Here is a 451-nt window from a genome sequence, read left to right on the forward strand (position 1 = left end):
GGATTCAAGGCCTTGGGGCACGCCAGGACGTTCGATCGGATCAGGCGGCGGGACTTTCTTGCGCTGCTCGGCGGTGCCGCAGCCTGGACGCATCAGGCAGGGGCGCAGAGATCGACGATGCCGGTCATCGGCTATCTCTGCCCGGAATCGCCCGTGCCATTCGCCAGTCGGCTCAAAGCATTCCACGACGGGCTCGGCGAAACCGGCTACATCGTGGGCCGCAATGTCGCAATCGAATATCAATGGGCGGACGGACAGTACAAGAAATTACCAGCTCTGGCCGCAGATCTGGCCGCCCGGAATGTAGACCTGATTGTGGCTCCGGGCGGCGCTCCCGTGGCGCTCGCGGCAAAAGCTTCTGCCGCCAACAAGACCATCGTGTTCGAGATGGGCGGGGATCCGGTCCAATTGGGCGTGGTGGACAGCCTGTCACGGCCAGGCGGGAATATCA

Annotated in this window: 1 protein-coding gene; it reads left to right on the forward strand. The window is 63.2% G+C overall.

Translation table 11 applies throughout. The features are described from left to right. Positions 1-117: 117 nt before the first annotated feature. Positions 118-451 (forward strand): ABC transporter substrate binding protein (locus I6F36_RS38730; RefSeq protein ID WP_276573757.1); only part of this gene is annotated, 334 nt, incomplete at its 3' end.

It is taken from the genome of Bradyrhizobium sp. BRP19 (assembly GCF_020194195.1).
Lineage (GTDB): Bacteria > Pseudomonadota > Alphaproteobacteria > Rhizobiales > Xanthobacteraceae > Bradyrhizobium > Bradyrhizobium yuanmingense.